Raw genomic sequence first — 25,884 nt, 5'->3', positions numbered from 1 at the left:
CGCCGTATCGAAAACGGTGCGAACATCGAGGAAGGAGACGAACGATGCCGACACACAGAAGCGGAACACGTGAGGAGTGGCTGGCGGCGCGGCTTGATCTGCTCAAGGCGGAGAAGGAGCTCACGCGCCAAAGCGATGAGGTGGCGCGGCGGCGGCAGGCATTGCCTTGGGTTCGGATCGACAAGGATTACCGATTCGAGACCGATAAAGGCAGCGCCTCACTGGCAGACCTTTTCAGGGGACGCTCGCAGCTCCTCGTCTACCACTTCATGTTCGGGCCCGATTACACGGCGGGCTGTCCGGCCTGCTCAGCGATCGCGGATGGATTCGACGGCTTCGTCCTCCACTTGGCCAACCACGACGTCACGCTTTCGGCGGTATCGCGGGCACCGCTCGCGAAGCTGCAGGCGTACAAGCGGCGAATGGGATGGACGTTCCCCTGGGCGTCCTCACACGGCAGCGACTTCAATTTCGACTTCGACGTTTCGTTCACCGAGGAGCAGCAGCGCGAGGAAGGCATCGAATACAACTATGTCCGCGAGGCACCTCTCGCAAAGATACCCTCGCGTACGACTGCCGACGGCTCCGAGACGTTCGCTGCAATGAGCGGAACAGACATGGCCACGTACACGCGCGAGAGGCCAGGCATGAGCGCGTTCGTGATCGAGGACGGCGTCGTCTATCACGCTTATTCCACCTATGCGCGCGGATTGGACGGCCTCTGGGGCATGTATCAGTGGCTCGACCGCGCGCCCCGAGGGCGTAACGAAACGGGCGTGTGGTGGCGCCGCCACGACGAGTACGGCCAGGGCTGACGTCCGATGACACTGCACTCCAACCACACGCAGAAGATGCCGCCCGCAGGCAGCGGATCTGCCGATTTCCCAAGCGACAATGTCGCCGCCCGCGGCGCGGCCGACTGGCTATCCCTGGCAGCCGCGCCAACCTTCGCAATGATGGCGCTGCTGACGGCCGTCACCGGTGATGCGGACATGATCTGCTCGGCGGCGCAAGATGCGTCGCCGCTGAGCGGAATGGTCATGATGTACTTGCTGATGAGCGCCTTCCATTTGGCGCCTTGGCTGAAGCTGGTCGCCAGCCGACGAAGCGCTGTCCGCCGGTCGTGATCCAGCGTTCGCAAAGCCTCTGGGATTGGATTGCTGACACCGCGTGTAGGAAAAGGACCTGGGCCCGGACGCTCCTCTCAGGCGGCGCTCCACGGTCTTGCCCCGTCGATAATCTCTTGAGCGCGTACGGCAAAGCGGCCGGCGAGAGGCGACGTGCTGGCGGCATCGGCCGACGCCGCGCTGCCTTCCCGCGCCCGGTCGGCGATGCCGACGAAGATCACGGCAAAACGGAACAGCGAAAAAACCAGGTGGAAGCGTTGCAGGGGCGCGGTGGGCACGGCATGGGCGAAATAATGGTCGAGGAATTCGCGCTGGCTGGGGATGCCGAGTGCCTCGTGATCGAGGCCGAGGATACCGCCATATTCGTCCGGGGCCGAATGCCAGGTCATCGAGCAAAAGCCGAGATCGGCGAGCGGATGGCCGATCGTCGACAGCTCCCAATCGAGAATGCCGATCACCTGCGGCTTGTCGGGATGGAACAGCAGATTTCCGAGGCGGAAGTCGCCATGGGCGATCGACACGCGCCCATCATCCGCGGGCATATGCTGCGGCAGCCAGTCGGCGACCGCTTCGAGTGCCGGAATTGTGTCGCTCGGCGATTCCCTGAGCTGCCTGGTCCAGCGGCCAATCTGGCGCTCGAAATAGTTGCCGGGCCGGCCGTAGTCGCCGAGACCGACCTCGTCGGGACGGACGGCGTGCAATTTGGCCATCGCTTCTGCCATGCCGAAATAGATGCCGCGTCGCTCGGCGGGCGAAAGGCCAGGCAGCGAACAATCGTGGAAGACGCGACCATCCAGCCGCTCCATCAGGTAGAAGGGCGTGCCGAGCAACTCGGCACCGTCGTGATAGAGCACCGGCCCGGGCACGGGGACGTTGGTCGGTGCCAGCGCTTCAAGCACGCGGAATTCGCGATCGACGGCATGCGCCCCGCGCAGGATCGGCCCGGCCGGCTTCTTGCGCAGCACCATGCGATGCGCACCATAGTCCACGAAATAGGTAGGATTGGACTGTCCGCCGCCGATCCGCTCGAGCGACATTGCGGCATCGCCGAAGCGGCTCGCGAGAAAACCCTTCAATGCCGCAGGATCGAAGTCCGCATTCAACGGCTGCGCCATCTTTCCTCCTGAGCGCGCGTCCCTTATGCCTCGCCTTCGACAGTCCAGCGCCAGAAGCCCCTCTCTTCCTCGTTGAGGAAACGGTTCAGCACCATCTTGTGGACCTCATCGGCACCATCGACCAGCCGCGCCTGGCGAGCATAGCGGTAAATCCATTCGAGCACCGTGTCCTTGGAATAGCCCCGCGCGCCATTGATCTGGATCGCCACATCGGCCGCGTCATGCAGCACGTTGGCGACCTGGACCTTGGCCATCGACACGTCCTTGCGGGCAAAGCCACCGCGGTCCAGCTCCCACGCTGCCTTCATCACCAGGATGCGGCCGATCTCGATGCGCATTGCGAGGTCGCCGAGCTTCAGCTGGACACTTTCGCGGTCGGCGAGGCGCTGGCCGAAACTATGGCGCTCGGCAGCGTAGGCGCGCGCGATCTCGACGCAGCGCTTGGACAATCCGAGCCAGCGCATGCAGTGGGTAAGCCGCGCCGGGCCGAGCCGCACCTGCGTCACCTTCATGCCCCTGCCCTCGCCGGCCAGCATGTCTTCGACAGGGATTTCGAGCCCGTCAAATTCCAGCTCGCAATGCCCGCCATGCTCCTCCGGGCCCATGATCTCGATGCGGCGCGTGATGCGCCAGCCCGGTTGGTCCTTGTGGAACATCAGGGCCGACAGACCATGGCGCGGGTCGTCCGAGGTTCGCGCGATCAGGATGAAATGGCTGGCCTCCTCCGCGCCGGTGATGAACCATTTGCGGCCGGTCACGACATATTTGTCGCGGCGCCGTTCAGCACGCGTCATAATCATCGAAGGATCAGAGCCGCCGCCGGGGTGCGGTTCGGTCATGGCAAAGGCCGAGCGCACCTTGCCCTCGACAATCGGCTTCAGCCATTTTTGCTTTTGCGCCGGTGTGCCGAGCGCCTCCAGAACCATCATGTTGCCATCGTCGGGCGCTGCCGAATTGAACACCACGGGTCCGAAGATCGACCGGTTCATCTCCTCGTAGCAGACCGCCATGTCCATCTTGCCAAGACCGGCTCCGCCGGTTTCGGGCTTGAGCTGCAGGCACCACAGGCCCGCCATCCGCGCCTTGGCGCGGAGTGCCTCCAGCAGCGGCAAGGCGATATTTCCGTGCGCGTCATAGGATGCCTTGTCGGTCTCGAGCGGCAGGATCTCCTGCTCGACGAAGTCGGCAATGCGGACACGGTAATCTTCGGTGCGGGCGGGAATGTCGAAATTCATGGAAACCTCACAGCGATGAAACGAGGTGGCCGCCATCGACCCATGGACGAGATCGCCGAAACGCATTGCGTCAACATGTAGAAATCGAGCAAGCGCTCGTTTCTTTGTTCGCCTCTATCCTCTTTTGCTGCCGCCGTCATCCGGCGAAGCGCGGTTCCGCGACGCCTTTGATGCCAAGGCCGGTTATGGCGAACAGGCTGCCGCGCAGAACGCCGTCGCCGGGGAAGCGCGGCAGCGGCGGTTTCGCCATCGAGGTCACGTAAAGGGTGTCGAGCTTCGGTCCGCCGAACATGACGCTGGTGATCTTCTTGACGGGCATGTCGATGATCCGATCGACGCTGCCGTCGGGCGCATAACGCACCAGCCGGCCGTCGTAGACGAGGGCATTCCAGGGAAAGCCTTCTGCATCGACGGTTGACCCCAGCGGCGCCACCATGCGGCGACAGGCGAGCCGCCTCAGAACGCGACCTTGTCGCCGCCCTTCAATGACAGGATCTCGCGCGCCTCGTCGGGCGTCGCCACCTCCATGCCGAGGCCTTCGATGATCTTGCGGGCAAGTACCACCTGCTCGGCGTTCGATTTGGCAAGCTTACCCTTGCCGGCCCACAGGCTGTCCTCCAGGCCAACCCTGATGTTGCCACCAAGGGCTGCCGACTGCGCAGCGATGCGAAGCTGGCTGGCGCCGGCGCCGAGCACCGACCAACGGAACTGGTCGCCGAACAGCCGGTCGGCGGTGCGCTTCATATGGGCGACGTCCTCGGGGTGGGTGCCGATGCCGCCAAGCAGCCCGAACACCGACTGCACGAAGAACGGCGGCTTCACCAGCCCGCGATCGGCGAAGTGCGAGAGATTGTAGAGATGGGCAATGTCGTAGCACTCGAACTCGAAGCGCGTGCCGTTGTCGTAGCAGGTTGCCAATATGTATTCGATATCCTTGAACGAGTTGCGAAAGACAAGGTCGCGCGTCGCTTCCAGATGCGGCTTTTCCCAGTCGAACTTGAAGGTCTCGTATTTGTCGACGAGGTGGTAGAGCCCGAAATTGATCGAACCCATGTTGAGCGAGGCGACCTCGGGCTTGAACTCGGCGGCCGGGCGCACGCGCTCCTCGACCTTCATGTAGGGACTGCCGCCGGTGGTGATGTTGATGGCGGCGTTGGTGGCCTGCTTGATGCGCGGCAGGAAGCGGGCGAAGGCCTGAGGCGTCTGGTCTGGCTTGCCGGTCTCGGGGTCGCGGGCATGCAGGTGCAGGATCGCCGCACCCGCCTCCGCCGCCGCGATCGCCTCGGAGGCGATCTGGTCCGGGGTGATCGGCAGAAAGGGCGACATGGTCGGCGTGTGAATCGCCCCGGTCACCGCACAGGTGATGATCACCTTGCCTTTGGTCTGCTGGGCGCCGGGCTTGCGGCTTGTTTCCGTCATCTTCCAAACTCCTGATCCGATTTTTTCTTGTGCGCTGCCAGCGCCATCAGCCGGCGGTCGCGCCATACCTGCCGTTCGACGAGTTCTTCCCGCGGCAGCCGCTTGCGGCGGTCGGCCTCGACGGTTGCCATGACCTCGCCCGCCCAGTCGACGCGACGCAGCATCTGCGGAAAGATGTTGGCATAGATCGTCTGATAGCGCTCGACATAGTCGCGCACGCCGCCCGGCGCATTGAGGTCGATGGTCTCGAACGGACCCATGAACGACCAGCGCAGCGCCAGCCCATCGCGAATGCCGATATCGACATCCTCGACGCTGGCAAAGCCGTCGGCGACAAGTCGAAAAGCTTCCTCCAGAAGCGCGCCCTGCAGGCGGTTCATGATGAAACCGTCGAGCTCGTGCTTCATCACAAGCGGCGCGTGGCCCGCGGCGACGAGGAAGGCGCGAGTCCTTTCGACCGCTTCGGGGGAGGTCCATGGCGCCGGCACGACTTCAGCGGCCGGGATGAGATAGGGCGGATTGATCGGATGCACGACCACGCAGCGATGCCGCCCTTGCAGATGGTCGGTGAATTTTGACGGCAGCAACGCCGAGGTGGAACTGGCGATCACCGCGTGCGGACCGGCCAGTGCGTCGATCAGGGAGAACACCTCGCGCTTCACGTCGAGGTTTTCGGGCGTGTTCTCCTGGATATGGACCGCATCGGCCAGCGCCTCGCCCAGTTCCGCCACCACGGCGATGCGATCAAGCACGGCGTCGATTGCCTGTCCCCGCAGCAGATCGTTCGCGGCGAGGTCGCCCAGCACGCCGGCGATGTAATCGTGCGCGCCGGCCGTCGCGGCCGGCGACTGGTCCCACATCCGCACATCATGGCCGGCGCGGGCGAAGCTGATCGCCCAGGCCCGTCCGATGAACCCGCTGCCGACAATTGCTACCTTCATCATGTCCGTTCCTCAAAGCGTTTCGACATTGCCGTCGACGCCGAGCGACTGGCCGGAAATGTTGATGCCCGCATCGGACAGCAGGAAGGCGACCATCGCGGCGACATCATAGGGGCTGGTCATGCGACGCAGCGAGATGTTCTGGAGATAGCGCTGCGTCATCTCCTCGTTCGAAACCCCGAGCTGCCTGGCCCGGTCGGCGATGACCTTGTCGATGCGTGGTCCCTCGATAATGCCGGGCAGGATGGCGTTGACCCTTATGCCGTGCGGCCCGAGTTCCTTGGCGAGACTTTGCGTGAAACCGATGACGCCGAACTTGGCCGCCGAATAGGGGGTGCGGAAAGCGTAGCCGTGGCGGCCGGCGGCGGATGACATCGAGACGATCGAGCCGCCGCCCGCCGCCTTGATCAGCGGCACGGCACGCCGGGCGCACAGGAACTGGCCGGTCAGGCAGATGTCGATGCAGCGCCGCCAGTCCGCCGGATCGATTTCATCGACGCCGCCGGTCGGCCCGGCGATGCCGGCATTGTTGATCAGCGCGTCGAGGCCGCCGAACTTTTCCTTCACGGTCTCGAACAGCCGGTCGACGTCGTCTTCGCGCGAGACATCGGCCTTGACTGCGGCAACTAGGGCGATCTTGTCCGGAGCAGCGGCCAGAGCCTCGTCCGAAACGTCGCAAACGACGATGCGCGCGCCGAGCCGCGACAGCGTGTCGGCAATGGCCAAGCCGATACCGCCGGCACCTGCCGTCACCAGCACGCGCTGCCCCTTCAGCCCGGTCAGAAAATCGTCCGCCGATGTCGGCGCCCCTTTACTTATCGCCGTCGCACTCATCGTCCCGTCCTTTCTCATTGCAGCCGCCGTTCGCGCAGCGCCATGACAGCGCCCAGAACGACCAGGCCGTACAGAATTGCCCTTGTGGCATAGGGCAGCTGAAGTAGTGACGAAAGCGCTGCCTCGCTGGTGGCTTGGCAAGCAGAAGCAGTTCTAACCTGCTCGGGCACGCCAATACTCTCGAGTTTCCAGATAAGCCGCCTTGGATTTGCATTGATCTCCACGACCACGCCATAATGCGCGGCTAGCTCGCATAGCCCCTAAGGGCGCCCTAGAGGCTGCTCCTGCGGAAAATTGGTTTCGTCTATGATTGCCACGGCCTGTTCGATGCTGTCTCTCACCTCGAAACCGATCCAGTGTCCGTCCATCAGATGCGTTTGTCTGGCACAGGCGAGGAAATAGTTCCCGGCCTGCTGCGCAACAAAGTTGAGTTGCCTCCGCTCATTGATTTTAATTCCCTCCGGCGGATCGGTGTACACCCCCCAGATAGCATCCTCGGCCGTCAACTTCACTGGCATCTCTGACTGAGCGTAGACCCTGGTCACCATCAGGCTGTGCCGGAAAGACGAGGAGCCATTGATGAACTCGATCTCTACCGACCATTCTGCTGGCACGACGATGGTGAGATTGCCGCCCCAGTAACCGTTGAAGTCAATAATGTCGGTCCGGATGTTGTCCCTGCGATACCGCTCGACTTGGTTCCAATCGGCAACAATCTCTATGGCCACTGTCTTGGCTGCAGGATCGTTCTTGATCCAGCTCGGGACGAAAGGCTCCCCAGCCAGCGCAATTCCAGGCAATAATGCCAAGGCGACGGCGAGAAGGGCAAGGTGAGCAAAGCGCGCCATCGCAATCAGAGGCTCCTCCCGAGCGGAGCGGCCGAGCGCAAGCGACCGCCAATCGAGGTCGACCTGGCTTGTTCCTAAGGAAGAGAATACGCTCGAAATAGCATCCACACCAGCAAACCCAGAGTGCGCTATCAGGAACAACGCCATTGTTGCTGCTATGTCATCGGGTTGGATGCGTGTTGGAATGCCTGCAGTGCGTCAATGCGAGGGCGACGGGCGATTCCCTAATGTGAAGTTTCTGCCTCAGCTATCGCGAAGGGTCTGTTGCGCAATTCGCCACGCCTGCTCCACATGCCGCCGGGCCGCGGCTTCGGCATCATCGCCGTTGCGCGACTTGATCGCGTTCATGATGTCGGTCATTTCAGCGATTGCGGCATCGCGACGATTCACCGAAGCGATGGTCATGGAACGCAGTTGGTTGATGCGGACGTTCAAACCCTGGACGATCTCCCAGGCGATGCGCTTGTCGGCGGCATCGAAAAGCACTTCATAGAATTTTGTAGTCGCCCGCATCACCTCGATCGGATTGGCTGAGGCCCACGCCGTGAGCAGCACATCCAATGCGCCCTCAAGCGCGGCGATCTGGTCCTGCGTCGCCGTGAGCGCACAGGCGCGCGCTGCGATGCCCTCCATCAGAGCGCGCAGTTCGTAAATCTCGTCGGTGCGGCTGAGATCTGGCCGGGCCACGGCAGGTCCGTGGCCAGGTATCATCTGGACAAGCCCCTCGGTCTCCAACTGCCGCAGAACTTCGCGCACCACCGAGCGACTGACGCCGAGCTGGTCGCAAAGCGGCCGTTCGACCAATCTTTCGCCGGGCTGGAAGTGAAACCCCATGATCGCGTCTCGCATGCGCTCCAGCGCCAGTGTTCTGAGCGTCTTGGTGGATCGTTCGATCCTGAGCGTGTCGTCGGCCAATTCTTCTACTCCCAGTATCCGCAAAGAAACAGATTCGACGATCCGTTGACAAGGGATTTGGTTTTCAGTAGTATGGTATACCATAAGATTGCCGAGGCAAAAGGAACTTTTCCGGATGTCTCGACCCGATCCACCACCGAGGATTCGATGAAGCCGGCCATCCGAAAGATCGTCACCTATGTCGAGAACACGCTGATTGAAGGCGGCAAGGTGGCTCCCCGAGCGCTGCGCCTGATCGGCGTGGCGGCAGTGCTCGACAATCCCTGGGCCGGGCGCGGTTTCACCGAGGACCTTTCTCCCGAGATCCGCGCCTATGCGCCGGTTTTGGGGGAGATGCTGACCCATGAAATTCTCGCGGTCGCGGGATCCGGCGAAGCGATCGAAGGCTACGGCAAGGCCGCAATATGCGGCACTTCGGGCGAGATCGAGCATGCCTCCGCGCTCATCCACACGCTGCATTTCGGCAACCACTATCGGCGTGCCGTCGGCGCCAAGACCTATCTTGCCTTCACCAACCTCCGTGGCGGGCCGAACACACCCATCATGATCCCGCTCATGGACAAGAACGATGAAGGCCTACGTTCGCACTACCTGACAGTGCATTTCCAGATCGGCGATGCACCGGCGCCGGACGAGCTGGTGGTGGCGCTTGGCGCCTCGATCGGCGGACGACCGCATCATCGCATCGGTGACCGCTACCAGGATCTCAAGGAGGTCGGCGACCTGCATGGCTGAGCTGACGGAGCCTGGCTGGCATCGCGGAACGGCGCCTGACGGCACCGGCTTCATCCGTGCCGGATCCGGCGCGCCGGTCCTCCTCATTCACGGCGTCGGCATGAACGCGGCGACCTGGGGCGCCCAGATCGAGCTGATGAGGGGCAAATGGGATGTGATCGCGATCGACATGCTGGGACACGGCCGGTCGCCGCTACCGCCCGAGAACGCCAGCCTTGCCGACTATGCCGAACAGGCGATCCGGCTTCTTGATCACCTTGGCCTGGATGCCGTCTCAATCGTTGGCCATTCAATGGGGGCGCTGGTCGGGCAGGAAATCGCTCTCGGTGCCCCCGAACGGGTCCGCAGCCTCGTGTCGCTCAACGCGGTCTTTCGCCGCCCGGCGGCCCTTGCGCAGGCGGTGCGCGAACGCGCCGCCGAATTAAACGGCGCGAAAAACCCGTCAGGAACGGACGCAACGATCGCGCGCTGGTTCGGCAATCCGGTCCCCGACAGCTTGGCAGAGGCCGCAAGGACGACGCGCGCGGCACTGCAAAGCGTCAACCGCGAAGGCTATGCGCGCACATATCGACTTTTCGCCCATGCGGATGCGGCGCATGGCGACCGTCTCTCGGGTCTCGCGGTGCCGGCCCTGTTCATGACCGGCTCGCAGGACAGGAATTCTTCACCTGCGATGTCGGCAGCGATGGCCCGCCTCGCGCCGCGCGGTCGCTGCGTCGTTCTGGAGGGCGAACGACACATGATGGCCATAGCCTCGCCTGACGCGGTCACACGGCGCATTGTCGATTTTCTCGAGAGCAACGACAGCACAAGCACATCAGAGCTACCGGCGATGGACACAGCCTTCGACGCGGGCGAATTCAGGCGGGCGCTCGGTTCCTTCCTGACCGGCGTTACCATCGTCACTGCGATCGGGCCGGAAGGGGAGCCTCGAGGCTTTACTGCCAATTCGTTTACATCCGTTTCGCTCGATCCGCCGCTTGTCCTGGTCTGCATCGCCAAGAAAGCGCTGGGTCATCCTGTATTTTCGACGTCGAAGTGCTTCGCCATCAACGTGCTCTCGGAGGAACAGAGAGCCGCGTCCGGCGTCTTCGCTTCAAAATCGCAGGATAAGTTCTCGGCTGTCGAATGGCGCTTCGGCCCGACCGGCAGCCCGCTGCTCGGTGGATCGGTGGCGACGTTCGACTGTGACATGGAGCAATTGGTCGACGCCGGCGATCATTCGATCCTGATCGGCCGCGTTCGCGAATTTTCCCACAATTCATCGCAGCCCCTCGGCTATTGCCGTGGCGCCTATGTCTCGCCCGGTCTCAGCCAGGAAGCGCTGGCGGCCGCGCCACCCGACATGGAGGTCGGCGCTATCCTCGAAGATGAAGGCCGCGTGCTGTTCTTCGAAACTGTCGATGGCTTTTTCGAATTGCCGGCGGGCCGAGGACTGGGGACGTCCGGCGATACACGAAGCCTTAGGGGACGCCTCGCTGCGCAGGCCATCGAGGCTCATCTCGGGTTCCTGTTTGCGGTCTGGGACGACGCAGCAAGCCCATCGCGAACGCATGTCTACTACCGCGGCACGGCAGACACGCCCCACTCCAGCGATGGCCAGGTCCAGCTCGTCGACATCGACAGGATTGCCGGACTGAACATCGCCGACGCTGCTGTGCGCTCGATGCTTGCCCGCTACGTTCGCGAATGTCGGGAGGATGCGTTTGGAGTCTATGTCGGCAACGAGGTCGAAGGTGAAGTCCGTCCGCTCGCCAAGCCGGCACCCATGAACACTTCTAATCCGGGTGAACAGATATGAAGTTCTCGCTCTTCGTCCATATGGAACGCTCGGACTCGGCAAAGCCGCATGCCGAGCTCATCGACGAGCTTGAGGAACTGGTCCTGATGGCCGAGGCGGCAGGCTTCGAGACGGCCTGGATCGGCGAACACCACGGCATGGAGTTCACCATCTCGCCAAACCCGTTCATCAACATCGCCTATCTCGGCGCCAGGACGAAGCGCATCCGGCTCGGCACAGGAACGGTCATCGCGCCGTTCTGGCATCCGATCAAGCTTGCCGGCGAAGCAGCCATGACCGACGTCATCACGGGCGGCCGGCTCGACATCGGTATCGCGCGCGGCGCCTACAGCTATGAATACCAACGCCTGTTCCCGGGGCTCGACGCCTGGGGCGCGGGCCAGCGCCTGCGCGAGATCATCCCCGCTATCCAGGGCCTCTGGCAAGGCGACTTCGAGATGTCCGGGGAGTTCTGGTCGTTTCCATCGACCACCTCGTCGCCCAAGCCCGTGCAAAAACCGCACCCGCCGATCTGGGTGGCGGCGCGCGATCCCAACTCGCACGACTTCGCCGTGTCCAACGGCTGCAATGTCCAGGTGACGCCGCTCGCCTCCGGCGATGGCGAAGTCACCAGCCTGATGGAACGCTTCAACGCGGCGTGCGCAGCGCATCCGGACATGGCCCGCCCCGACATCATGCTGCTGATGCACACATTCGTTGCCGAGGACGCCGCCGATGCGGAGCAGCTGACGAAGGACCTGTCGCTGTTCTACTGCCAGTTCGGCGCCTGGTTCCAGAACAAGAAGCCTGTTCGTCAAGGCATATTGGAGGCGCTCACCGACGACGAGATCGCAGCCATGCCGCAATATGCGCCGGACAAGATCCGACAGCACCTGGTTATCGGCGAAGCCGAAGAGGTGATCACCCGGCTGAAGGCGTACGAGGCGCTCGGCTACGACCAATATTCGATCTGGATCGACAGCGGCCTGCCACACGAGCGCAAGAAAAAGTCGCTGCAGCTGTTTGTCGACAGGGTGATGCCGGCCTTCCGGCATGGGAGGCCGCAATGACCCTTGCGGCCTTCAGGAACTTCATAGATGGGGCGTTCGATACGCCGACAGCCACCTTTGAAAGCATTGATCCATCCACCGGAGCGCCCTGGGCGACGATGCCCGCCGCAACCGAGGCCGATGTTGACCGCGCCGTCGAGGCGGCGCACCGGACGCTGCGCTCCGCCGCGTGGACATCGCTGACGGCGACGGCGCGCGGCAAGCTGCTGGTGCGCCTCGGCGAGCTGGTCGTCGCCAATGCCGGCCGCCTGGCGGAACTGGAGACGCGCGACACCGGCAAGATCATCCGCGAGACCCGCGCCCAGATCGCCTATGTCGGCGACTACTACCGTTACTATGGCGGGCTTGCCGATAAGCATGAAGGCTCGCATGTGCCTATCGACAAGGCTGATATGGATGTCACCATCCGCCGCGAGCCGATCGGTGTCGTCGCTGCCGTCGTGCCATGGAACTCGCAACTCTTCCTTTCGGCCGTCAAGCTCGGCCCGGCGCTGGCGGCCGGCTGCACGGTCGTCCTGAAAGCTTCGGAAGACGGCCCAGCGCCGCTGCTGGCCTTCGCGGAACTCGTTCACGAGGCCGGATTTCCCGCCGGAAGCGTCAACATACTGACCGGGTTCGGGCACGATTGCGGCCGGCGCCTGACAAGTCATCCACTGGTTTCACGCGTCGCCTTCACCGGCGGCCCTTCGACCGCTCGTGCGGTCGTCCGCAACACGGCGGATAATCTCGCCTACACGACGCTGGAGTTGGGCGGGAAAAGCCCTGTTGTCGTTTTCGCCGACGCAGACCTGGACAGTACGGCAAACGCGGTCGTGGCCGGGATTTTCGCGGCTTCTGGACAAAGCTGCGTCGCCGGCTCCCGACTGCTTGTCGAGCGGTCGATAAAGAGCGAGTTCCTGGACAGGCTGAAGCACAAGGCCGAGGCCATCAGAATCGGCGATCCGCAGGATCCGGCCACCGAAATGGGACCACTGGCCACGCCACGCCAGCGGGAATGGATCGAGAAGATCGTTGCCGAGAGCCTCGCCAAGGGCGGGACGCTGGTCACCGGCGGAAAAAGGCCCGACGAGCATCCGCGCGGTTTCTACTACGCACCGACCATTATCGACGCCGAGGACACAGGACTGCCTTGCGTGCGGGAGGAATTGTTCGGTCCGGTGCTCAGCGTTCTCACCTTCGACACGGAAGCTGAAGCCCTGGCGCTTGCCAACGATACGCCGTTCGGCCTGGCCTCAGGCGTTTTCACCACCAATCTCGCCAAGGCGCACCGCATGGCGCGCGACATCCATGCCGGCGTCGTCTGGGTCAACACATACCGCGCCGTTTCGCCGCTCGTGCCGTTCGGCGGCTATGGTCAGTCGGGGCTCGGCCGTGAGGGCGGGCTCGACGCCATCCGCGATTACACGCGTTCGAAATCCGTCTGGATACGGATATCCGACGAGCCGATCCCGGATCCGTTCGTCATGCGATGAGGCAGCGCCGCGATCGCGCAATTTCATAACAACAAGAAACCAAGCAACCAACAGAGGAGAATGACATGAAACTGATTTTGACCGGCATTTTGGCCGGATTCTTGGCAGCCACTGCCGCGCACGCCGATGAGATGGTGTTCACCAGCTGGGGCGGAACCACCCAGGAAGCGCAGACCAAATCCTGGGCTGCTCCGTTCGAAGCGAGTTCCGGCATCAAGGTCCTGCAGGACGGCCCGACGGACTACGGCAAGCTGAAGGCCATGGTGGAAGGCGGCAGCGTCGCCTGGGATGTCGTCGATGTCGAAATGGATTTCGCCATCAAGGCGGCCAAGGACGGCCTGCTGGAGCCGATCGATTTCAACGTCGTGCCGAAAGCCGATCTCGATCCTCGCTTCACCACCGACCATGCGGTCGGCAGCTTCTACTACTCCTTCGTTCTTGCCTGGAACAAAGGGGCAGTGTCGGGCGAACCAACGGGCTGGGCCGACATGTTCGACCTGACGAAATTTCCCGGCAAACGCACGTTCTATAAATGGTCGGCGCCGGGCGTCATCGAAATCGCACTGCTGGCCGACGGCGTGCCGGCAGACAAGCTCTATCCCCTCGACCTCGACCGGGCGTTCAAGAAACTCGACACGATCAAGTCGGAAATCGTCTGGTGGGATAGCGGCGCGCAGTCGCAACAGCTGATCGCCTCCGGTGAAGCGGCCTTCGGGCAGCTCTGGAACGGACGTGTCTTCGCCCTCAAGCAGGACGGCGCCGATGTCGGCGCATCCTGGAATCAGAACATGACCGCCGCCGACGTGCTCGTCATCCCCAAGGGTTCGAAGAACAAGGCGAGCGCCATGAAATTCCTGGCCACAGCGACAAGCCCGAAAAGCCAGGCAATGTTTGCTGAAGCAAGCGGCTACGCACCCATCAACAAGGCAGCCAAGGCCGAAATGCCGGCCGATGTCGTCAAGTCGTTGCCGGACGCCTATGTCGACGGGCAGATCAACCTCGACATGAACTACTGGGCTGAAAACCGCGACACGATCGCGGAGCGTTGGTACGCCTGGCAGGCCAAATAGCCGCCGACCTCACCCATGAACCGGCGGGGCGTCGCTAGGCGTCCCGCCTGAGCTGCGGGATCATCGCCATGTCGGGCAATTTGCTTCATCGACAGCCAATCCTCCGAAGGCCAGATGGCGTCGGCGGCGCCGTGCCAGCGCTGACCCTCATCACCCTGTTCTTCGTGGTGCCGGTTGTTGCGCTGCTGTTGCGCAGCGTAACCGAACCCGTACCGGGCCTGCAGAACTACGCAATCCTGTTTGGCGACGGCACCTATGCGCGAGTCTTCTTCAATACGTTTCTGGTCGCCACCGTCGTCACCGCCGTCACCGTGATCGTGGCGTTTCCAGTCGCCTGGATGCTGGCGATCATGCCGCCTGCCCTCGGCTCGATCGTCTTCGGCATCATCATCCTGTCGATGTGGACCAATCTGCTCACCCGCACCTATGCCTGGATGGTGCTGCTTCAACGCACCGGCGTCATCAACCGGACGCTGATGGATATCGGCCTGATCAGCGAGCCGCTGCCGCTGATCAATAACCTGACCGGCGTCACCATCGGCATGGTCTACATCATGCTGCCCTTCATGATACTGCCACTGGTCGGAACCCTGCGCGCTATTGATCCGATGACGCTGCGCGCCGCCGCTCTGTGCGGTGCGAGCCCCTTCGAGGCCTTCCGCCGCATCCTGCTGCCATTGTCGCTTCCGGGAATAGCTGCAGGCGGCCTGATGGTTTTCGTCATGTCGCTCGGCTATTTCGTGACACCGACGCTGCTCGGCGGCACTTCCAACATGATGCTCGCCGCAATGATCGCCCAGATGATCCAGTCCTTGCTCAACTGGGGGCTCGGAAGCGCGGCGGCTTTCATCCTGCTTTTGGTTACCATGGCGCTCTACGCGCTGCAGCTGCGCCTCGTCGGCGCCAAGCGCATGACAGGAGGCATCTGAGATGCTGCTCGACTACGACCGGCTGGGCTGGCTGCGTGCAGCACTTCTCGGTTTCACCGGCCTGGTTGCCGCGTTTCTGCTACTGCCGGTGGTCTTCATTGTGCTTCTGTCGTTCGGATCGTCGCGGTGGCTGGCTTTTCCGCCGCCCGGCTGGACGCTGAAATGGTATGAGGAGCTCTTCGCCGATCCGGCCTGGCTCGAAGCGGCGCTGACCAGTGCGCGCATTGCTACTATGGCTGCGATCCTTGCCGTCGCCATCGGGCTCCTGGCGTCTTTCGCCCTGGTCAGGGGACAGTTTCGCGGGCGCAACACGCTTCGCGGCCTTCTGCTGACGCCAATGGTGCTGCCGGTCGTGGTCTTCGCCATCGCCATCTATGCATTCTTCCTGCGGATCGGGCTTGGCGGCACCACGGCAGGCTTCGTCATCGCACACACAGTCCTGGCACTCCCCTTCGCCATCATTCCCATCGCCGCGGCACTCGAAGGGTTTGACAAATCCATCGAGGATGCGGCGATCGTCTGCGGCGCAAGCCCATTCGAAGCAAAGCTCCGGGTCACTTTGCCGGCGATCAAGATCGGGATTTTCTCGGCGGCGATCTTCGCCTTCCTCGCCTCATGGGACGAGGTGGTGGTCGCGATCTTCATGGCCAGCCCCACCTTGCAGACCTTGCCGGTCAAGATCTGGGGCAGCCTGCGCCAGGATCTGAGCCCGGTCATCGCCGCGGCCTCCAGCCTCCTCGTTTTCCTGACGCTGAGCCTGATGATCGTAACCGCACTCATTCGGCGGAAATTGTCGAAATGACCGAACCCTTCCTCTCCATTCGCGACCTGCGCAAGGCGTTCGGCAGCTTCGTCGCCGTGCACGATGTCACGATCGATATACCCAGGGGCCAATTCCTGACCTTTCTCGGCCCATCCGGCTCTGGCAAGTCGACGACGCTCTACGCAATCGCCGGCTTTCAGCATCCGACATCCGGCGACGTTCTTTTCAAGGGCAGGTCGCTGCTGTCGGTGCCGTCGCACAAGCGCAATATCGGCATGGTGTTCCAGCGCTACACGCTGTTCCAGCATCTCACCGTCGCCGAGAACGTTGCCTTTCCGTTGCGCGTGCGCCGCCGGCCGGACGCCGAGGTCAAACGAAAAGTCGCCGAGATGCTGTCGCTGGTGCGGCTGGAGAGTTTCGGCGGCCGATATCCTGGCGCGCTTTCCGGCGGACAGCAGCAGCGCGTGGCGCTTGCCCGGGCGCTGGCCTACGATCCGCCGATCCTTCTGATGGACGAGCCGCTTTCGGCGCTCGACAAGAAGCTGCGCGAGGAAATCCAGGCCGAAATACGACGCATCCATCGCGAAACCGGCGTAACGATCCTTTACGTCACCCACGATCAGGACGAGGCCCTGCATCTTTCGGATCGCATCGCCCTGTTTCGGGAAGGGCGCATCGAGCAGATCGGCACCGGTGAGGACCTCTATCTGAGACCGGCGAGCGAATTCGTGGCCAGCTTCATCGGAAATTCCAATTTCCTGCCAGCCGAGCATCTTGAAACCATCAACGGCTCCGCCACGATCCGCCTGGCCGATGGCTCGGTTGTCTCGGGCGTCAGGATCGATCAGGACTTCAGCCATGGCCAGAAGACCAGGCTGATGGTGCGGCCGGAAGCGTTTCGGCTGAGACCCGGCCCGGCCACTGCCGGGCTTGCGGTCGAATTCGTCGACACCGCTTTCTTCGGCGAGCGGCGACGCGTCATCGCGCGAACGGCCGCCGGTCAGGAGATCGACGTCAGGCCGACATCCGACATGGCGGAAGCACAGGAAAGCATCGCCTCGAGCAGACAGCAGATTTTTTTCGATCCCGCTGCCGCATTTCTGTTTCCAGCCTGATAGACGACAGTTGACTTCAGCACGGCGTAACTCGCGCTAGGGCCTCGCCAGGTCCGAGATGTTCATCGCCACATGCTGCAGCAACACCACGTCGACGCACCAAGAACTGTCTTCCACAGTCAGAATTTGCGGTTTTGACAAAAGGGAATTGGGCGGGTTGAAATTTCCTCGGCTTTGTCCACTTTCGGTATCAATTGCCCGAGTGGTGCGACTTCCGGCGAAAACAACGCGATCGAACTGACGAGAAAAATACCGTCAGCGGTGCCGGAGACAACGTCGAAGAGCGTGGCGCCTGAAGCGTACCGAGAGGTGTTGCGTACCGAGGCTACGTCGGCTGCGAGGTGAGTTTTGGCCGCAAAAGCATCGCTTATGTGGCCGTGAGACGGGCAGCCTCGGCACGCAGCGCTCAGTGGCAGAGACCGCCGGCCTAGCGCCGGTTCTTATTCGCCATATCTGGAGCATCTGATGCCGACCCGACCCTATGCCATCCTTGAAGCGCCTTCTTCGCTGGGTCTCGCGACCGACGGCGTCGAGGCCTTGCCCGGTCGGCTGCTGGAACTGGGCCTCGCCGACCGCATCCATGCGCGCCATGCCGGGCGACTGGCCGTCCCGCCGAAAGACCCGAAGCCCGACCCTGCCACCCTGACGCTGAATGCCAACGCGATCGCGGCGTGGTCGCCCAAGCTCGCCGACGCCGTGGAGGAGGTGCTGGATGCGCGCGAATTCCCGGTGGTGCTGGGCGGCGACTGTACGATCGTGCTGGGCCCGATGCTCGCGCTGCGCCGGCGCGGCCGCTACGGCCTGTTCTTCATCGACGGCCACGCCGACTTCTTCCAGCCCGAGGCCGAGCCGAATGGCGAAGGCGCGTCCATGGACCTGGCCTTCGTCACCGGCTACGGGCCGGCGCTGCTGACCGACCTGGAGGGTCGCCGCCCGTTGGTGCGACCCGAGGACGCTGTCGCCCTCGCATTTCGCGACCACGAAGACCAGGCCGAATTCGGCAGCCAGCCTTTGCCAGCGGAGCTCATGGCCTACGATCTGCACGCCATCCGCCGCCTGGGCGTCGAAGCCGCCGCCCGGGCGGCCGTTGGCCACCTGACGCGGGCGGAACTCGACGGCTTCTTCATCCATCTCGACGCCGATTGTCTCGACGATGCGATTATGCCGGCGGTCGATTTCCGCGTACCGGGCGGGCTGTCGTGGGACGAACTGTCGGCGGCGCTCCGGATCATCCTGGCGAGCGGAAAGGCGGTCGGGCTCGAGGTCGCCATCTACAATCCGCGCCTCGACATCGACGGCAGCGCCGGCCGTGGCCTTGCTGATGTCCTGGCCGTAGCTCTCGGCACTGCCGCGCCTGCTTAGTATTGAAACCAAAACAAATAAATTTGCTGACGGCGGTCAAGTCCGACACCGTGACCCATTCACCTGGACCGGCCCTTTTCCCTGTTGATGAAATCAAGGATCAGGTGAGCTGCCGCTTCCGCACGGGTTTCGAGCAGGAGATGACCAGCGTCGAGGATGTGGGCGTCCATACGGGGAAGCGCCTCGATCCAACTCATGGTTTCGGCGAGTTCGAAGAAGGGGTCATGGCGACCCCACACCATCAGTGCAGGCGGCTGGTAGGTTTGCAGATAGCTCTGGATCTCTGCGAAGCGGCGCACATAGTTTCCATAGTCCGCCACGAGGGCACGTTGTGCCTCGAGCCGTCCCGGCAGGCTCATCACGCGCCAGTCCTCATCCCAGTTTTCGGCAGCGATGGACTTTGCAATATCGTCGGGCAGGCCCCCGACATACTGATACCGCATCCCTTCCCAGGTCAGATGAGCGGTGGCGGCGGCCTCATTCTCCGCGGTGGGGTTCGACCAATAGGCGATGGTATCTGCCCATTGGCGGCCGAACCCACTGGTATGAGCATTGGCATTCTGGATGATCAGACCCGTCACCAGCGCGGGCGCATACATCGCGACATGAAAGCCGACTGGCGCGCCGAAATCGTGAAGATAGATGAAGCGGGGACCGACGGAGAAGTGGTCGAGGACTTCGAGGATTGCCTTCCCCATTGCTTCGAAGGAGGTCGAGGCGAGGACATCGGACTCCCCGAACCCCGGAAGATCGGGAGCGATGACGAACAGGTCGTCGAGGAGCATCGGGGCCAGACGCCGGAACGTGCGCGCTGAACTGGGAAAGCCGTGCAGCAGCAATAGGGCGGGACTGGAGGGATCCCCTCCGACATCCACCGCGAGACGGCTTCCGCCCATGACACGAAGATAGTGCCGGATCATCGCAGGCCTCCTTCTCTCGCCGAGCCATTGCTCGGTTCGCCCGCCGTTCTCCCGGATTTATTCTAAATCAGTGGGTTACGTGGCGCTATAGCGTGCTTGCGGAACGCCCGGACGGGCAAAAATCACTCCCAGTCGATTGTTTTTGAGGGACAATTTGTTCCTCAAACACAATCGCCGTCGGACTCTTCGGGGTCCCAGCCTTCCACCTGTTTTCCCGCCGAGATCCCGCGCCTTACCCGCCCCCTGGATGGTGGCAAGCAACCAGGCGACCGTCTCCCGTGCTCTGCAGAAGCGGCCGCTCGTTGCGGCACGTGGAGGTAGAGGCCGGGCAACGGGTGTGGAACCGGCACCCGGAGGGTGGGTTCATAGGGCTCGGCAGGTCACCCTTCAGGACGAGCCGCCCACGCCGCGCCCGATCGACACTAGGTATCGGCACCGCGGAACGGAGTGCCGCAGTGTAGTGGTGCCTGGGTGTCGCAAAGACCAGATCGGTCGGCCCGCTTTCCACGATCGATCCCAGATACATGACGGCCACTCGCGTCGAAATCTGACGCACCACGGAGAGGTCATGGGCGATGAATACATAGGTCAGGTTGAACTCCTCGCGCAGATCGGCGAGCAGATTGACGATCTGGGCCTGGATCGAAACGTCGAGCGCCGAGACCGGCTCGTCGGCCACGATCAACTGTGGCCGGAGCGCCAGCGCGCGAGCAATGCCGATACGCTGGCGCTGGCCGCCCGAGAATTCGTGGGGATAGCGCGACGCGTGCTCGGGGGACAATTCAACCCGGCGCAGAAGCTCGGCGACGCGGTCCGCCATTTCGGATGGCCGAGAGGCGCTCATGGATGCGGAACGGGTCGGCCAGCAGATCGCCGACGCGCCGGCGCGGATTGAGCGAGGCGCTCGGATCCTGAAAGACCATCTGCATCTGCCGCCGCAACGGACGGAGTTGGCGCTGGGACGCGTCGGTAATGTCGCGGCCCTCGAACTCCAGCGAACCGGAGGTGATGTCGGTCAGGCGCACCAGGCATCGGCCGAGAGTGGATTTGCCACAACCGGACTCCCCGACGATGCCAAGCGTTTCCCCGGGCCAGATATCGAGCGATACCGTGTCGACCGCCTGGACCGTCCGGCGCTGCGCCGGGAAGATCGAGCGGCCGACGCGATAGTGTTTAGAAAGGTCGCTGGTCCGGAGCAGCGGGCGCTCCCGCAGCACGCCGCTCATACTGGCGTCTCGATGCTGGCAACCTCGCGTATATGGAATCGTTTGCGGCTGGTTTCCGGCAATGCGCAAGCAGCACGATGGCCGTTCCCGCCGACAAGCGGGGGCTGGACAATGCAGGCATCGTGGTGAAAGGCGCAACGAGGCCCGAAGGCGCAGCCTTTCGGCAGGTTGGAGAGGGACGGGGGAGCTCCCGGAATGGCGGCGAGCCGTGCCGGACGCTCGCCATCCATCGGCGGGATCGAGCCGAACAGTCCCCATGTGTAGGGATGCAGTGGCGTCTGGAACACGCTGCTCTTGCGGCCCTCCTCGACGAAGCGTCCGCCATACATGACCAAGACCCTATCCGCGACTTGGGCAACGACGCCAAGATCGTGTGTGACCAGGATTACCGCCGAGCCGAACTGGTCGCGCAGCCGTTCGATCAGTTCGAGGATCTGCGCCTGCACGGTCACGTCGAGGGCCGTGGTCGGCTCATCCGCGACGAGCAGCGCCGGATTGCACGAAAGCGCCATCGCAATCACCGCACGCTGGCGCATGCCTCCGGAGAGCTGGTGCGGATAGCAGTCGACGACCCGATCAGGGTTCGCAATGCCGACAGCGTCCAGCAACTGCACCGCCCTCGCCCGCGCCGCCCGCGCCGACACTTTCTCATGCGCGCGCACCTGCTCGTCGATCTGGTTGCCGATCGTGTGCACCGGGGTGAGCGCTGACATCGGATCCTGGAAGATCATGGCGATCTGACGGCCGCGAATGGCATCGAGTGCACGCCGGTTGAGCCCGATGAGTTCCTGTCCCATGAAACGGATTGAACCGGAGACAACGGCATTGGGGCTGTCGATCAGCCCCATGATGGCGAGCAAGGTCTGGCTTTTGCCGGAACCGGACTCACCGACGACCCCAATGATCTCCCGCTGCTCGACGGCAAACGAGACGCCTGCCACTGCCCGTACCAGGCCCGCGTCGCTGCGGAAGGATACCGTGAGACCCTCGACGACGAGAAGGGGAGCGTCAACGGACATCGCGGGCCCTCGGGTCGATAAAGACAAAGACGGTATCGACGACGAAGTTTGCCATGACCACGAAAAAGGAGGCGTAGATCACCGTGGCAAGGATCATAGGCAGATCGAGGGTCTGCAGTGCCTCATAAGTCAATTTTCCGACGCCCTGCAATCCGAAGACCACTTCTGTCAACAGCGCACCGCCACCGACCAGCGCACCGAAATCGAGGCCGAACATGGTGACGAATGCCACTAGTGAGGTTCTGAGGCCGTGATGCAGCAACACCCGCCGCTCGCCGATCCCCTTGGCCCGCGCGGTGCGGATGAAATCCTCCTGCATCATCTCGATCAGGCTTGCCCGCAGCACCCGTCCGTAGAGGCCAACATAAAGGGTTGCCAGCGTGAACCACGGAATAATGAGCGCCTTGAACCAGCCCCAGGGATCCTTTGTCAGGGGGATGTAGCCGAGCGGAGGAACCCAGGAAAACAGCCAGGTCTCGTGCCAACGGCTCTGTGTCAGAAGATTGGCGACCTCGCCGAGCCAGAAGACCGGAATGGACACTCCAATCAGGCTCAAGATCATCAGCGCCCGGTCGATGAATGTGCCGCGCGTCGCCCCGGCGATCACCCCGACAATCAGTCCGCCGAGCACCCACAGCACCGCGGCGCCGCCAACCAACGACAGCGTAACCGGAATGGCGCTTATCACCGCGGGAATTACGCGCTGCCCGCGATTGACGAAGGAGGTGAGATCGCGGCTGACGAAAAGCCGGTTCATCATCAGCCCGTATTGCACTGGCAATGGCCGGTCGAGACCGAAATCGTGGCGGACCTGAACCAACGTCTCCTGGGAAGCATTGCGGCCGGCAATGCGGGCCGAGGGATCGGCGCCGGGCGTGGCAAAGAAGATCAGGAACGCGACGACGCTGATGCCGAACATGACCAGCACCATCTGGCCGAGCCGGAAACTCAGCGCGGCAAGCACTAGATGCCCCTCGGCGAGGATTTTGGATCGAGCGCGTCGCGCACGCCGTCGCCCAGAATGTTGAGAGCAAGTACGGTGATGACAATGGCAAGCCCGGGTGCCAGCGCCACGATCGGCCTGGAATAGAGCGGGCCCTGACCGTCCTGGATGATCGTGCCCCAGCTGGCATCCGGCGGTTGCACGCCGATCGACAGGAACGACAGCGAGGATTCCGTCATCATATTGAGTGCCAGGATCAACGGCACGAAAACGATGATGCGCGTCACTACATTTGGCATGATGTCTCGCAGCAGAATGCGCCAGGGCGACGCGCCAAGCCCGATCGCCGCGGCCACGAATTCGGCCTGCATCAAGGTCAGGACATGGCCACGGATCGGCCGTGCCACATAGGGCACATAGACGATGCCGATGATAAACACCGGCAGCCACAGGCTGCCGGAGCGGATTTCGAACGGACCAATCTGGATGCTCTGCGCAATCAGGACGATAGACAGCGAAATCGCCAACAGGAAAACCGGGAACGCCCAGAGCACGTCGAGAATACGCGACAGGCAGACATCGACAATGCCGCCGAAGAACCCGGAAACAACCCCCAGAAAGGTCGCCAGGACGAGGCACAGCACCGCTGCAGCACCCGAGATCAACAGCGAATCCCGCCCGCCGTAAAGCAGTCGCGCCGCGACGTCACGGCCCTGATTGTCGGCGCCGAGCAGGTACGGGCCGATGCGCCAGGTAGGCCCAATCGGCGTCATGCCGAGCCCAAGGCCTTCGGTGGAAGGCTGTAACACCGGCTGGGTCATCCCATCGACGAGGATCTCGCCGTTGAGATTGGTCACAAACGGATCGGTGTGGGCGACATATTGCGCATAAAGCGGCGCCGCCAGCGAGGCGATCACAATCACGACGAGCACACCGAACGCCGCTATTGCCGAACGATCGGCTTTAAGCTTGCGCCATGCCGTGCGCCATGGGCCATCGGCGGTCTGGCGGACCGGGGCGGCAGGCTGGTCCGCAATGACATTGACCATGAACAGGATTGCCTAGGAAAAATCTCAACCTGAAAGATGCGCTGATCCGGCGGAAAAGGAAATGCGACGGAGAGCCGGTGGCGCTCCGTCGCATTGGCTCTAGGAGATCATTCCACCCAGGACTGGCTGACGATCCAGTAGAACTGCGGGCTGAAGGTGAAGTTCTTCACCCTGGAAGAGACGAGATCGACCCGCTTTGGTGTGAACAGCACGGCGACCGGGGCCTTGTCCGTTACCGCCTTGTCGATAGCGGTCCAGAGTGTTGCGCCCTTGGCCGGATCGGCGATGGTGGCAGTCTCTGCTTCGGCCATCGCTGCGTCGATCGATTTGTCGCAGAACCCGGAAATGTTGACCGAAGCGTCCGAGCCCGGCGTGAACGAGGCACAGCTGAACAATACTTCCAGAAAATTAGATGGCGCCGGGTAATCCTGAAACCATTGCGAGATCGAGATCTGCACCTTGTTGTTGGTATTCTGGATGTAGGTGAACTGGATATTCTGCGAGATCGGCTTGACCGATGTCTTGTAGCCGAGCTGGTTGAGCACGTCCTGCAGATAGACCCCGATCGCCTTCGAGACGGTGGTGTCCTCGGCGATGATCGTTACCTCCTGACCTGCAGTTCCCGATTCAGCAACCAATTGTTTGGCCTTATCCATATCCGGCGCCGACCACTTTTCGCCCGGAGTGGCGGTGAATGGGCAATAAGGCGCAAATGACGGGAAGCCCGGCGGCAGGATCTGGCAGGCCGGCTGCGCCAGATTGCTGCCGCCAAAGAGCTTGACGATCGCGGCGCGATCGATGGCGAAGTTCACCGCCTGGCGAACACGGATGTCGTTGAACGGCGCCAGATTGTTGTTCATCGGCGCATACCACATCGCCGTCAGCGGATGAACCGTGACCTGCTTGGCATATTTGGTGCCGAGTTCGGCAAGACGATCCGCCGGCGGCGGATCGAACATCCAGTCCGCCTGCCCGTTCTCGACCGCAGTCACCGCCGCTTCGTCGGTGAGGCCGAACTCGTAGTCGATCTCGTCCGGATACCCTGCCGGCTGGGCTTCCTTGCTCCATTCCTTGAAGTGAGGGTTGCGTACCATTTTCATCAGCCTGTTCGGGTCATAGCTCGCGATCATGTACGGCCCGGTGCCCGGGATCGGATCAGTGCCGGCATCTTTGAGCGGCGCGCCCGCCGGCAGGATCGCCGCGTGCGGAATGGCGATCTTCTGCAGGAACTCGGCATCCGGCTGAACCAGATTGAAGGTGATCGTTCCGGCTGTGTCGTCAACCGACAGGCCGCCATCGAGGGTGCATGTGGCGGGAGTTTTCAAACACGCATCGGCGCCGATGATGCCGTTGTAGAAGGTCCCAGCCGTCGGCCCGCTGATCTTGAAGATGCGCTGGAACGAAGCCACCACATCCTTGCTGGTGACGTCCGATCCGTCGGCGAACTTGATGCCTTTGCGCAGCTTGAAGACATAGGTCTTGCCGCCGTTTTCGACCTGCGGCAGGGTTTCGGCGAGATCCGCGACAACCTCGAAGCCGGTCTTGTCCCCGGCCTTTTTGTAGGTCACGAGACCATCGTAGAGGATATAGGTCATCTGGAAATACTGCAGCGTGTAATTGATGTGCGGATCGGCGGTGCCGGCGGCGGCGTTGGCCAGCAAGCGCAGCGTGCCGCCGGGCTTGCCTTCCGCGGCCAAGGCACTGCTCGGCGGTGACACTATTGTCATGCCGAGCAGAGCCAGGCCGGGTATCAACGCTGCAAGTGCCTTTTGGGGTCGCATGGTTGTGTTCCTCGTGGAAAGCGTGTCGACTTGCCAGGCTAGACGCAATCATCGACCGCGGCGTGGCTGGAAATGATCTTGGGTTGCGGGTGGTCTGCACTACTTCGCCCAATCGCAAAAGACTACGGCCAGCGAAGCCAGACAGGATAGCTATTAAGATAGATAGGTCGGAGAGGCCAGCCTTAAGCCTATTTGTTGAGCACTCGAACGACATGG

General features: G+C 62.6%; 25 protein-coding genes and 1 pseudogene. 11 read left to right on the top strand and 15 right to left on the bottom strand.

Going from position 1 to position 25,884, the window contains the following annotated elements:
- Positions 1-44: 44 nt before the first annotated feature.
- Both ACWUKX_RS02025 and ACWUKX_RS02020 read left to right on the top strand, forming a co-directional pair.
- Positions 45-815 carry a DUF899 domain-containing protein gene (locus tag ACWUKX_RS02025; RefSeq protein WP_456003331.1) on the top strand — a complete coding sequence of 257 codons (771 nt, stop codon included), beginning with the start codon at positions 45-47 and terminating at the stop codon, positions 813-815.
- 6 nt (positions 816-821) lie between these two features.
- Positions 822-1,127, top strand: coding sequence for a hypothetical protein (locus ACWUKX_RS02020; RefSeq protein ID WP_455838919.1), 306 nt, complete (start codon positions 822-824; stop codon positions 1,125-1,127).
- Between the two features lie 77 nt (positions 1,128-1,204).
- On the opposite strand, the gene ACWUKX_RS02015 is transcribed toward ACWUKX_RS02020, so the two are convergent.
- From ACWUKX_RS02015 to ACWUKX_RS01975, 9 genes are all read right to left on the bottom strand, one after another.
- Positions 1,205-2,242, bottom strand: a complete 1,038-nt coding sequence (locus ACWUKX_RS02015) for a phosphotransferase family protein (RefSeq protein ID WP_456003329.1) — start codon at positions 2,240-2,242, stop codon at positions 1,205-1,207.
- Between the two features lie 23 nt (positions 2,243-2,265).
- A complete protein-coding gene (locus ACWUKX_RS02010; RefSeq protein WP_456003327.1) occupies positions 2,266-3,477 on the bottom strand; it encodes an acyl-CoA dehydrogenase family protein in 1,212 nt (403 codons plus the stop codon).
- A gap of 136 nt (positions 3,478-3,613) precedes the next feature.
- Positions 3,614-3,913, bottom strand: coding sequence for an SMP-30/gluconolactonase/LRE family protein (locus ACWUKX_RS02005; RefSeq protein WP_456003325.1), 300 nt, complete (start codon positions 3,911-3,913; stop codon positions 3,614-3,616).
- A gap of 20 nt (positions 3,914-3,933) precedes the next feature.
- On the bottom strand, positions 3,934-4,896 hold the full coding sequence (locus tag ACWUKX_RS02000; RefSeq protein WP_456003323.1) for a 3-keto-5-aminohexanoate cleavage protein: 963 nt from the start codon (positions 4,894-4,896) through the stop codon (positions 3,934-3,936).
- Entirely contained in the window at positions 4,893-5,840 is a 948-nt protein-coding gene (locus ACWUKX_RS01995; RefSeq protein WP_456003321.1) for a 3-hydroxyacyl-CoA dehydrogenase, read from the bottom strand. The genes ACWUKX_RS02000 and ACWUKX_RS01995 overlap by 4 nt, the downstream gene beginning before the upstream one ends.
- Positions 5,841-5,849: 9 nt before the next feature.
- Complete coding sequence (locus ACWUKX_RS01990) at positions 5,850-6,656, bottom strand: SDR family oxidoreductase (RefSeq protein WP_456004061.1); 807 nt, start codon at positions 6,654-6,656, stop codon at positions 5,850-5,852.
- 29 nt (positions 6,657-6,685) lie between these two features.
- On the bottom strand, positions 6,686-6,901 hold the full coding sequence (locus tag ACWUKX_RS01985; RefSeq protein ID WP_287336642.1) for a hypothetical protein: 216 nt from the start codon (positions 6,899-6,901) through the stop codon (positions 6,686-6,688).
- A gap of 30 nt (positions 6,902-6,931) precedes the next feature.
- Entirely contained in the window at positions 6,932-7,666 is a 735-nt protein-coding gene (locus ACWUKX_RS01980) for a sulfocyanin-like copper-binding protein (RefSeq protein WP_456003319.1), read from the bottom strand.
- Between the two features lie 96 nt (positions 7,667-7,762).
- Positions 7,763-8,434: a GntR family transcriptional regulator gene (locus ACWUKX_RS01975; RefSeq protein WP_287104553.1), complete on the bottom strand. Its 672-nt coding sequence runs from the start codon at positions 8,432-8,434 to the stop codon at positions 7,763-7,765.
- A gap of 147 nt (positions 8,435-8,581) precedes the next feature.
- Here ACWUKX_RS01975 and ACWUKX_RS01970 point away from each other — a divergent pair, with 147 nt between their 5' ends.
- The 9 genes from ACWUKX_RS01970 to ACWUKX_RS01930 all read left to right on the top strand — a co-directional run bounded on the left by ACWUKX_RS01970 (position 8,582) and on the right by ACWUKX_RS01930 (position 18,730).
- Positions 8,582-9,169 (top strand): amino acid synthesis family protein, encoded by a 588-nt coding sequence (locus tag ACWUKX_RS01970; RefSeq protein WP_456003317.1) that lies wholly within the window; start codon positions 8,582-8,584, stop codon positions 9,167-9,169.
- Positions 9,162-10,970, top strand: a complete 1,809-nt coding sequence (locus ACWUKX_RS01965) for an alpha/beta fold hydrolase (protein ID WP_456003315.1) — start codon at positions 9,162-9,164, stop codon at positions 10,968-10,970. The genes ACWUKX_RS01970 and ACWUKX_RS01965 overlap by 8 nt, the downstream gene beginning before the upstream one ends.
- Complete coding sequence (locus tag ACWUKX_RS01960; RefSeq protein WP_456003313.1) at positions 10,967-12,019, top strand: LLM class flavin-dependent oxidoreductase; 1,053 nt, start codon at positions 10,967-10,969, stop codon at positions 12,017-12,019. The genes ACWUKX_RS01965 and ACWUKX_RS01960 overlap by 4 nt, the downstream gene beginning before the upstream one ends.
- Positions 12,016-13,491: an aldehyde dehydrogenase gene (locus ACWUKX_RS01955; protein WP_456003310.1), complete on the top strand. Its 1,476-nt coding sequence runs from the start codon at positions 12,016-12,018 to the stop codon at positions 13,489-13,491. Before ACWUKX_RS01960 ends, ACWUKX_RS01955 begins: the two co-directional genes overlap by 4 nt.
- 65 nt (positions 13,492-13,556) lie before the next feature.
- Complete coding sequence (locus ACWUKX_RS01950; protein WP_455838908.1) at positions 13,557-14,561, top strand: polyamine ABC transporter substrate-binding protein; 1,005 nt, start codon at positions 13,557-13,559, stop codon at positions 14,559-14,561.
- A 68-nt stretch (positions 14,562-14,629) separates the two neighbouring features.
- Complete coding sequence (locus ACWUKX_RS01945; RefSeq protein ID WP_456003308.1) at positions 14,630-15,490, top strand: ABC transporter permease; 861 nt, start codon at positions 14,630-14,632, stop codon at positions 15,488-15,490.
- 1 nt (position 15,491) lies between these two features.
- Positions 15,492-16,292 carry an ABC transporter permease gene (locus ACWUKX_RS01940; protein WP_456003306.1) on the top strand — a complete coding sequence of 267 codons (801 nt, stop codon included), beginning with the start codon at positions 15,492-15,494 and terminating at the stop codon, positions 16,290-16,292.
- Positions 16,289-17,368 (top strand): ABC transporter ATP-binding protein, encoded by a 1,080-nt coding sequence (locus ACWUKX_RS01935; RefSeq protein ID WP_456003304.1) that lies wholly within the window; start codon positions 16,289-16,291, stop codon positions 17,366-17,368. The genes ACWUKX_RS01940 and ACWUKX_RS01935 overlap by 4 nt, the downstream gene beginning before the upstream one ends.
- 465 nt (positions 17,369-17,833) lie before the next feature.
- A complete protein-coding gene (locus ACWUKX_RS01930) occupies positions 17,834-18,730 on the top strand; it encodes an arginase family protein (protein ID WP_456003302.1) in 897 nt (298 codons plus the stop codon).
- 59 nt (positions 18,731-18,789) lie between these two features.
- Here the strand turns inward: ACWUKX_RS01930 and ACWUKX_RS01925 are convergent, their stop codons facing one another.
- The 6 genes and pseudogenes from ACWUKX_RS01925 to ACWUKX_RS01900 form a co-directional block, all read right to left on the bottom strand.
- Positions 18,790-19,650 carry an alpha/beta fold hydrolase gene (locus tag ACWUKX_RS01925; RefSeq protein ID WP_456003300.1) on the bottom strand — a complete coding sequence of 287 codons (861 nt, stop codon included), beginning with the start codon at positions 19,648-19,650 and terminating at the stop codon, positions 18,790-18,792.
- Positions 19,651-19,882: 232 nt separating this feature from the next.
- Positions 19,883-20,876 (bottom strand): annotated as a pseudogene (locus ACWUKX_RS01920) (ABC transporter ATP-binding protein).
- A complete protein-coding gene (locus ACWUKX_RS01915; protein WP_456003298.1) occupies positions 20,873-21,895 on the bottom strand; it encodes an ABC transporter ATP-binding protein in 1,023 nt (340 codons plus the stop codon). The pseudogene ACWUKX_RS01920 and the gene ACWUKX_RS01915 overlap by 4 nt, the downstream one beginning before the upstream one ends.
- Positions 21,885-22,859, bottom strand: a complete 975-nt coding sequence (locus tag ACWUKX_RS01910; RefSeq protein WP_456003296.1) for an ABC transporter permease — start codon at positions 22,857-22,859, stop codon at positions 21,885-21,887. Before ACWUKX_RS01910 ends, ACWUKX_RS01915 begins: the two co-directional genes overlap by 11 nt.
- On the bottom strand, positions 22,859-23,887 hold the full coding sequence (locus ACWUKX_RS01905) for an ABC transporter permease (protein WP_456003294.1): 1,029 nt from the start codon (positions 23,885-23,887) through the stop codon (positions 22,859-22,861). The genes ACWUKX_RS01910 and ACWUKX_RS01905 overlap by 1 nt, the downstream gene beginning before the upstream one ends.
- Before the next feature lie 107 nt (positions 23,888-23,994).
- A complete protein-coding gene (locus ACWUKX_RS01900) occupies positions 23,995-25,668 on the bottom strand; it encodes an ABC transporter substrate-binding protein (RefSeq protein ID WP_456003291.1) in 1,674 nt (557 codons plus the stop codon).
- Between the last annotated feature and the right edge of the window lie 216 nt (positions 25,669-25,884).

This window comes from Mesorhizobium sp. f-mel, assembly GCF_053850215.1.
This window is presented reverse-complemented; position numbering and strand designations above follow the sequence as displayed.